Genomic DNA, 7460 nt, shown 5'->3' with positions numbered 1-7460 from the left:
GGCGCGAGCTTGCGGGTGTCGGCGCGCAGGATTTCCTGCTTCACGGCCAGGATCTGCGCCGGGTGCATGCTGAAGCTGCGCAGGCCCAGGCCGAGCAGCAGGCGCGTCATGGTCACGTCGCCCGCCGTCTCGCCGCACACGCACACGCTCTTGCCCTGCGCCGCGCCTTCGGCGATCACGTCGGCCACCAGGCGCAGCACGGCGGGGTGCAGCGGGTCGTAGAGGTGGGCCACGGCCTCGTCGGCGCGGTCGATGGCCAGGGTGTACTGGATCAGGTCGTTGGTGCCGATGGACAGGAAGTCGAAGTACTTGAGGAAGGTGCGCACCATGAGCGCGGCGGCGGGCACCTCGATCATCGCGCCCAGTTGCACGGGGCCGTGGGGCACGCCGCGCGCGTCCAGCTCGGCGCGGGCGAATTGAACCTGGGCCAGCGTCTGCTGTATCTCGTGCGCGTGCGCGAGCATGGGGAACAGCAGGTTGACCTGGCCGTGCGCAGCGGCGCGCAGCACGGCGCGCAGCTGCGTGCGGAACATCGCCGGGTCGGCCAGGCTCCAGCGGATGGCGCGCAGGCCCAGGGCGGGGTTCAGGTAGTGGCTGCTGTCCTTGTGGCCCTTGTGGTCCAGCGGCTTGTCGGCGCCCACGTCGATGGTGCGGATGGTGACGGGCAGACCCTGCATGCCCTCGATGGCCTCGCAGTAGGCGCGGTACTGCTCGTCCTCGCCGGGCAGGTTGCCGCTCTTGCCCATGAACAGGAATTCGCTGCGAAACAGGCCCACGCCCACGGCCCCGGCGCGCACGGCGGCGGTCGCGTCGCCGGGCTGCTCGATGTTGGCCAGCAGCTCCACCTTGTGGCCGTCGATGGTGACGGCAGGCGTGTGCCGCAGGCGCGCCAGGCGCTCGCGCTCCAGCTCGGCCTGGCGCTGGCGGAAGCCGTATTCGGCCAGGATGATGGGCGAGGGGTCCACGATCATCACACCCGCGTCGCCGTCGATGATGACCCAGTCGTCCTGCCGCACCAGCTGGCTGGCCGCGCGCGCGCCGACCACGGCGGGGATGTCCATGCTGCGCGCCACGATGGCGGTGTGCGATGTCTTGCCGCCCACGTCGGTCACGAAGCCCGCGAACACGCTTTGCTTGAACTGCAGCATGTCGGCGGGCGAGAGGTCGTGCGCCACCAGCACCAGGGGCACGTCCACCAGGTCGCCCGGCAGCAGGTCCTGCTGCAGGCCGAGCTGCATGTGCTGGCGGCGCGGGCTGGCGGGCGGCGGCACCACGGGGCTGGCGACGCCCTTCATGTGGCGCAGGATGCGCTCGACCACCTGCTCCAGGTCGGCCTTGCGCTCGCGCAGGTAGTCGTCCTCCATCTCGTCGAACTGGCGGGCGATGACTTCGAGCTGCGTGGTCAGCGCCCATTCGGCGTTGTACAGGCGCTCGGTGATCCAGTGCTTGACGCCGACCGTCAGGGCCTCGTCCTGCAGCAGCATCAGGTGTACGTCCAGCAGCGCGGCCAGCTCGTGCGGGGCATCGGCGGGCATGTCGGCCTGCAGGCGCTGCAGCTCATCGACCACGGCGTTGCGGCCCCGGCGCACGCGCTCGATCTCGTCAGCGGTCTGGTGCGGCTCGATGAAGTAGTGCGCCACGTCCACGCGGCTGGACGCCACCAGCACGGCACGGCCGATGGCGATGCCGCGGGCGACTGCGAGGCCGTGGACGGAGAAGGTCATTCGCCCTCGCCGAACTTGTCTGCGATGAGGGCCAGGAGCGCGTCCATGGCCTCCTGCTCGCGCTCGCCGCTGGTCTCGATCTCGACCTCGGTACCCATGCCCGCCGCCAGCATCATCACGCCCATGATGCTCTTGGCGTTGATGCGCCGGTCGCCCCGGCTCATGAACACGTCGCACGGAAAGCTGCCCGCCAGCTTGGTGAGCTTGGCCGAGGCGCGGGCGTGCAGGCCCAGTTTATTGCTGATGGTCGTGGTGGTCTTGATCATGTCGGTTTCGGCGGTTCTGGTTCTGCGGCGCGGCGATGGCGACCTGCATCACCCCTTGCGTGCCCCCCACCACGGCGCGGTTGACCACGGCGTCCAGCGGCTCGGCGCGGTAGGTCACGGCGCGCAGCAGCATGGGCAGGTTCACGCCCGTCACCAGGCGCGCGCCCACGCCGTCCACGAGGCGCTGCGCCACGTTGCACGGCGTGGCGCCGAACACGTCGGTCAGCACCAGCGTGGAATGCGCGCCCAGCTGCCCCAGCAGGATGCGGGCCTGCGCCAGGGATTCCTCAGGAGGCATGTTGGGCTGCACGTCCAGCGCGGCCACGCTGTCGCCGCAGTCGGGGAACACGTGCAGCACGCATTCGCGCAGCGCATGGGCCAGCGGGGCATGGGCGATGAGAAGGATGCTGGTCATGGTGTGGTGGGTTGCCGCGCATTATGTCTGGTGCTGCTCATTGCAGTGCCAGGCCCGCAAAGAAGGCGTCGGCCACCTCGGGGCGGGGTTTGTCGGTGTACACCACCGCGTGGTAGAGCCGCACCTTGGGCCCCACGGCGCGCGCAAACCACACGGCCTGGGCACTGACCGCGCCGCCGTCGGGCCGCTGGCCCCGCGCCACGGTGCGCACCGACTGCGGCAGCGGCAGCGCGCCGGGGGGCGCGTAGGCCGTGTCGGTGGCGGTGGCGCCGCTGCCCAGGTTGGCCAGGACGGCCGCGCGCCAGTGCGTGAGCGCCGCGCCCACCTGCGCCGGGTCCGCCAGCGCCGCGTGCGACACGGCGAACATGGCGCCGTCCGCCTCGCAGCCCGCCATGGAAAGCTCCACCGGCGCCCCGGCCAGTTCCACCATGCGCGTGGCGCGGTCGGGCTTGCAGGGCAGCGTGATGGTGATGGCCGCCTCGGGCCAGGGTACGCTGCGCCAGTTCAGCGCAGGGCTGCAGGCGGCCAGGCCGAGCACGCCCAGCACTGCGATGGGTATCTTGTGCATCCAACGATTATCGGCATCGAACTTTCGACCTTCCGATGCGCTCCAACAGGGCTGCTCCGGCACAATGCCGGGTGTTTCTGGATGGATGGGAAAGTCATGGCGATCAAGCATTGGGCGGCAGGTGTGGCGGTGGCGGCGTTTGCCGCCGTGGGCGCCTATGTCTATCTGGACACGGGCCGCTCCGCCGCGCCCCAATCCACCTTCGTGCTGCTGGACGGCACGAGCCGCACCACCGCCGACCTCAAGGGCAAGGTCACCCTGGTCAACTTCTGGGCCACGAGCTGCACCACCTGCGTGGCCGAGATGCCCCAGATCGTCGCCACCCACGACAAGTACAAGGCGCGCGGCTTCGACACCCTGGCCGTCGCCATGAGCTACGACCCGCCGAGCTACGTGGTCAACTTTTCCGAGACGCGCAAGCTGCCGTTCTCGGTCGCCATCGACAACACGGGCAACGTCGCCAAGGCGTGGGGCGACGTGCGGCTGACGCCGTCCACCTTCATCGTCAACAAGCGCGGCGAGATCGTGAAGACCTACGTGGGCGCGCCGGACTTCCCTGAATTGCACCAGCTCATCGAGAAGCTGCTGGCCGAAACCTGAGTCAAATCGGCCTCCAGCGCTTATTGGATAAGCGCCAGCAGCTATTTAAACGATAGCAATCGTTATTTGGCGCGATAGCTGTCATGGCACGCCTTGCACGTGCCCGCCGTCGCGCCGAACGCGGCCTTCAAGTTGTCCAGGCTGCCCGTCTTGGCGGCAGCCGCCAGCTTCACCGACTCGGCCTGCAGCTTGTCGGCATGCTCCTTGAATTGGGCCTGCTCGGCCCAGATCTCGGGCTTGGCCTTGGTCGGCGCGCCCTTGTCGGTGCCCGCGCCGAACCCGGCCCAGGGCAGTTGCGCCATCTGCGCCACCACATCGGCGTTCTCCTGCGCGGCCTTGGCGTCGAACGGAATGCGCCCATTCGCCATGGCACCCAGGCGACCGAAGTGCTGGCCCATGACGAACAGGGCGCTCTGGCGGTACTTGATGGCGTCCTCGGCCTTGGCAAACTGCGCGGCGGCAGGGGCCGACAGGCTCAGGGTTGCAGCAGCCAGGGCCCATGCGGATAGGGCTTTTGTCTTCTTCATGGGGTTTCCTTGTCTCATCGTGGGGGAACTAGACCAGTATGCCGCCAGAGACGCTTCTTGCGCACAATGCAGCCATGGCCCACTGCCGCAGTCAACCAAACACCGCCATGCACACCGTCCGCATCTGGGACCTGCCCACCCGCCTCTTTCATTGGTCACTGGCCGCCTGCGTCATCGGGCTGGTCGTCACCGCCAAAGTGGGCGGCAACGCCATGGAATGGCACCTGCGCCTGGGCTGCGCGACGCTGGCGCTGCTGGTGTTCCGCATCGTGTGGGGGCTGGTCGGCGGGCGGTGGTCGCGCTTTGGCGCCTTCCTGTACTCGCCCGCGCGGCTGCTGCGCTACCTGCGCGGCACGCCGCACCCCGAGGACGGCATCGGCCACAGCCCGCTGGGCGCGCTGTCGGTGTTCGGCCTGCTGGCGGTGCTGGCGGCGCAGGTCGCCACCGGGCTGATGAGCGACGACGAGATCGCCTTCGCCGGGCCGCTGACGCGCTTCGTCCCGGGCGCCGTGGTCGGCCAGGCCACGGGGTACCACAAGGACATCGGCCAGTACCTGGTACTGGGCCTGGTGGCGCTGCACCTGCTCGCCATCCTGTTCTACGTGGTGGTGCGTCGCCAGCGCCTGGTGCGGCCCATGCTGCATGGCGACAAGGTGCTGGCCGCGCCCGCACCGGCCTCGCGCGACGACTGGGTGAGCCGCGCCGTGGCGCTGCTGGTGCTGGCGGCCAGCGGCGCGCTGGCGTGGTGGGTGGCCTCGCTGGGCGCCGCCGCGCCAGCGTTCTAAGAGCGTGTTTACGATCTGTTCATGGTGCCCGTTGCCCCGCCAAGGGGGCAGGTGCAAGGCGCAAAGCGCAGCCGGGCTGGTGGCCCGGCGAGCATTTGCAACGCGGCAGATGCCCCCTTGGCGGGGCAACCCTTCGGGCAAGGCAGCAAACAGCCGCACTCGTCGTTGCGCACCTTGTCCAGGCCACCAGCATGGCCTGCGGCGCGCGCCTAGATTGCGGCTGTTTGCTGCCTTGCGGGCACCATGAACAGATCGTAAACACGCTCTAAAGCGGACTCGCTACACTGCGGCTTCCGCCGTTTCACAAGCCTTTGTGTTTTGGACAAGCCTTCCGTCACCCTGCGCACCCCCGCCTCAGCCGCCGAGATGGACGCGGTGCGCGACATCTTCCGCGAATACGCCGCATCGCTGGGCATAGACCTGGACTTCCAGGACTTCGAGAGCGAACTGGCCGCCCTGCCCGGCGACTACGCCGAACCGCGCGGCGCCCTGCTGCTGGCCGAGGTGGAGGGCGCCATCGCAGGCTGCTGCGCCCTGCGCCCGCTGGACAACGCCGACTACCCCAACGCCGCCGAGATGAAGCGCCTGTACGTGCGCCGCGCCTTCCGTGGCTTCGGCCTGGGCCGCGAGCTGGCCGAGGCCATCCTGGACTGCGCGCGGCAGGCGGGCTACGCCTGCGTGCTGCTCGACACGCTGGACGACATGGAGTCGGCCCGTGCGCTCTATACCGACCTGGGCTTCGAGGAAATCCCGCCCTACTACCACAACCCCATTGCGGGGGCGCATTACCTGAAGGTCGATATCTTTTAAGTGTTTTCGGCCTCTAGCGCTTATACAGCAAGCGCCGCAAGCTACCAAATCAATAGCAAATCAGCCTTTGGCCTGTGCCAGCAGCGTGGCCGCGTCGCTCACCTCGAACTTGCCGGGTGCCTCCACGTTGAGCGTGACCACTTTGCCGTCCTTGACCAGCATCGAGTAGCGGTTGCTGCGCAGGCCGAGGCCCTTGCCCGTCAGGTCCAGCGTGAGGCCGGTGGCCTTGGCAAAGGCGGCGTCGCCATCGCCCAGCATGCGGATCTTGCCGTTCGTCTTCTGGTCGCGCGCCCAGGCGCCCATGACGAAGGCGTCGTTCACGCTCAGGCACCAGATTTCGTCCACGCCTGCGGCCTTGAACTCGTCGGCCTTCTCCAGGTAGCCCGGCACGTGCTTGGCCGAGCAGGTGGGCGTGAACGCGCCGGGCACGGCGAACAGGGCAATCGTCTTGCCCGCCGTGGCCTTGTCCACGGGAACGGGGTTGGGGCCGATGCTGCAGCCTTCGCCCTCGACTTCGGAATATTCCATCAGCACGGTGGCGGGCAGGGTGTCTCCGACTTGGATCATTGCTTAACTCCTTGAGTGAAAAAACAAAACGGCCCACATGGTGGGCCGTTTCGAGAGGCTTTGCAGCCGGTCAAACCAAAGGGCTTAGACCAGGCTGGCCTTTTGCACCAAGCGGGTCGCGACCCAGTTCTTGGTCTTGGAGAGCGGGCGGCTCTCGGTGATTTCGATCACGTCGCCCAGCTTGTACTCGCCCTTTTCGTCGTGGGCGTGGTACTTGCTCGACTTCGCAACGATCTTGCCGTAGAGCTCGTGCTTCACACGGCGCTCGACCAGCACGGTCACGGTCTTTTGGCGCTTGTCGCTGATCACCTTGCCGACCAAGGTGCGCTTGAGGGATTTTTTAGCTTCCGTCATGTTCGCTTCCTACTTACTTGGCGGCTTGCTTTTCAGCAAGAATGGTCTTGGCGCGGGCGATGGCGCGGCGGGTGGTACGCAGCGTGTTGGTGTTGCCCAACTGTTGCGTGGCCTTTTGCATGCGCAGGCCGAAATGGGCCTTTTGCAGGGCCTTGATTTCGGTCTCGATACCGGCGGCGTCTTTTTGGCGCAGTTCAGCAGCTTTCATTTCTTGTTCTCCTGAATTACGCGCCGATCAGGCGCGAGACGAACGTGGTGCGCAGCGGCAGCTTGGCAGCGGCCAGGCGGAACGCTTCGCGGGCCAGTTCTTCGGGCACGCCAACGATTTCGAAGACGATCTTGCCGGGCTGGATTTCGGCCACGTAGTACTCGGGGTTGCCCTTACCGTTACCCATACGCACTTCTGCGGGCTTGGTGGAAATGGGCTTGTCCGGGAACACGCGGATCCAGATGCGGCCGCCACGCTTGACGTGGCGCGAGATGGCACGGCGGGCGGCTTCGATCTGACGGGCGGTCAGGCGGCCACGGTCCGTACACTTCAGGCCGAAGTCACCGAAGGCCACCGAGTTGCCCCGGGTGGCGACGCCGGTGTTACGGCCCTTTTGCTCCTTGCGGTATTTGCGGCGAGCAGGTTGCAGCATGTTTATTCTCCTTTGCCGTCCGCTGCTGTAGCGGGCGCGGCGACTTTGCGAACGCGCTTAACGGCGGTGTTGTCGGCGCCACCAGCCTCTGCAGGCTTGTCGCTGCCATCGGCGGGGGCGGCATTGCCGCCTGCGGGGCGGCGGGCGCCACGGCCTGCACCGGCGCGGTCGCCACCAGGGCGGCCGTCACGGCGCGGGCCGCG

Annotated in this window: 12 protein-coding genes and 1 pseudogene; 3 read left to right on the top strand and 10 right to left on the bottom strand. The window is 67.7% G+C overall.

The features are described from left to right. The 4 genes from ptsP to QM569_RS04025 all read right to left on the bottom strand — a co-directional run. Window positions 1–1724: phosphoenolpyruvate--protein phosphotransferase (gene ptsP, locus QM569_RS04040; protein ID WP_414985944.1), on the bottom strand; the 1724-nt coding region annotated here is incomplete at its 3' end. Further along, window positions 1721–1990, bottom strand: coding sequence for an HPr family phosphocarrier protein (locus QM569_RS04035; protein ID WP_414985943.1), 270 nt, complete (start codon window positions 1988–1990; stop codon window positions 1721–1723). The genes QM569_RS04035 and ptsP, both read right to left, overlap by 4 nt. Further along, on the bottom strand, window positions 1959–2405 hold the full coding sequence (locus QM569_RS04030; RefSeq protein WP_414985942.1) for a PTS sugar transporter subunit IIA: 447 nt from the start codon (window positions 2403–2405) through the stop codon (window positions 1959–1961). Before QM569_RS04030 ends, QM569_RS04035 begins: the two co-directional genes overlap by 32 nt. A 37-nt stretch (window positions 2406–2442) precedes the next feature. Next, window positions 2443–2973 (bottom strand): hypothetical protein, encoded by a 531-nt coding sequence (locus QM569_RS04025; RefSeq protein ID WP_414985941.1) that lies wholly within the window; start codon window positions 2971–2973, stop codon window positions 2443–2445. A 96-nt stretch (window positions 2974–3069) separates the two neighbouring features. On the opposite strand from QM569_RS04025, the gene QM569_RS04020 reads away from it, so the two are divergent. Further along, window positions 3070–3573, top strand: coding sequence for a peroxiredoxin family protein (locus QM569_RS04020; RefSeq protein WP_414985940.1), 504 nt, complete (start codon window positions 3070–3072; stop codon window positions 3571–3573). Between the two features lie 62 nt (window positions 3574–3635). On the opposite strand, the gene QM569_RS04015 is transcribed toward QM569_RS04020, so the two are convergent. Continuing rightward, window positions 3636–4100: a c-type cytochrome gene (locus QM569_RS04015; RefSeq protein ID WP_414985939.1), complete on the bottom strand. Its 465-nt coding sequence runs from the start codon at window positions 4098–4100 to the stop codon at window positions 3636–3638. Window positions 4101–4207: 107 nt separating this feature from the next. Between QM569_RS04015 and QM569_RS04010 the strand changes: the two genes are divergently transcribed. Next, window positions 4208–4885 (top strand): cytochrome b/b6 domain-containing protein, encoded by a 678-nt coding sequence (locus tag QM569_RS04010; protein WP_414985938.1) that lies wholly within the window; start codon window positions 4208–4210, stop codon window positions 4883–4885. Window positions 4886–5203: 318 nt separating this feature from the next. After that, entirely contained in the window at window positions 5204–5695 is a 492-nt protein-coding gene (locus QM569_RS04005; RefSeq protein ID WP_414985937.1) for a GNAT family N-acetyltransferase, read from the top strand. 60 nt (window positions 5696–5755) lie between these two features. On the opposite strand, the gene QM569_RS04000 is transcribed toward QM569_RS04005, so the two are convergent. The 5 genes and pseudogenes from QM569_RS04000 to QM569_RS03980 all read right to left on the bottom strand — a co-directional run. Continuing rightward, window positions 5756–6262 (bottom strand): peroxiredoxin, encoded by a 507-nt coding sequence (locus tag QM569_RS04000; protein WP_414985936.1) that lies wholly within the window; start codon window positions 6260–6262, stop codon window positions 5756–5758. Window positions 6263–6346: 84 nt separating this feature from the next. Further along, on the bottom strand, window positions 6347–6616 hold the full coding sequence (rpsQ, locus tag QM569_RS03995; RefSeq protein WP_414985935.1) for a 30S ribosomal protein S17: 270 nt from the start codon (window positions 6614–6616) through the stop codon (window positions 6347–6349). 13 nt (window positions 6617–6629) lie between these two features. Further along, entirely contained in the window at window positions 6630–6824 is a 195-nt protein-coding gene (rpmC, locus tag QM569_RS03990) for a 50S ribosomal protein L29 (RefSeq protein ID WP_414985934.1), read from the bottom strand. A gap of 16 nt (window positions 6825–6840) precedes the next feature. Beyond that, on the bottom strand, window positions 6841–7257 hold the full coding sequence (gene rplP / locus QM569_RS03985) for a 50S ribosomal protein L16 (RefSeq protein WP_414985933.1): 417 nt from the start codon (window positions 7255–7257) through the stop codon (window positions 6841–6843). A 2-nt stretch (window positions 7258–7259) separates the two neighbouring features. After that, window positions 7260–7460, bottom strand: a pseudogene (locus QM569_RS03980) (30S ribosomal protein S3); the annotation flags it as partial.

It is taken from the genome of Acidovorax sp., assembly GCF_047607405.1.
GTDB lineage: Bacteria > Pseudomonadota > Gammaproteobacteria > Burkholderiales > Burkholderiaceae_C > Acidovorax.
Note: the sequence above shows the minus strand (reverse complement) of the source record. Positions and strands in the feature narration are given on the sequence as shown.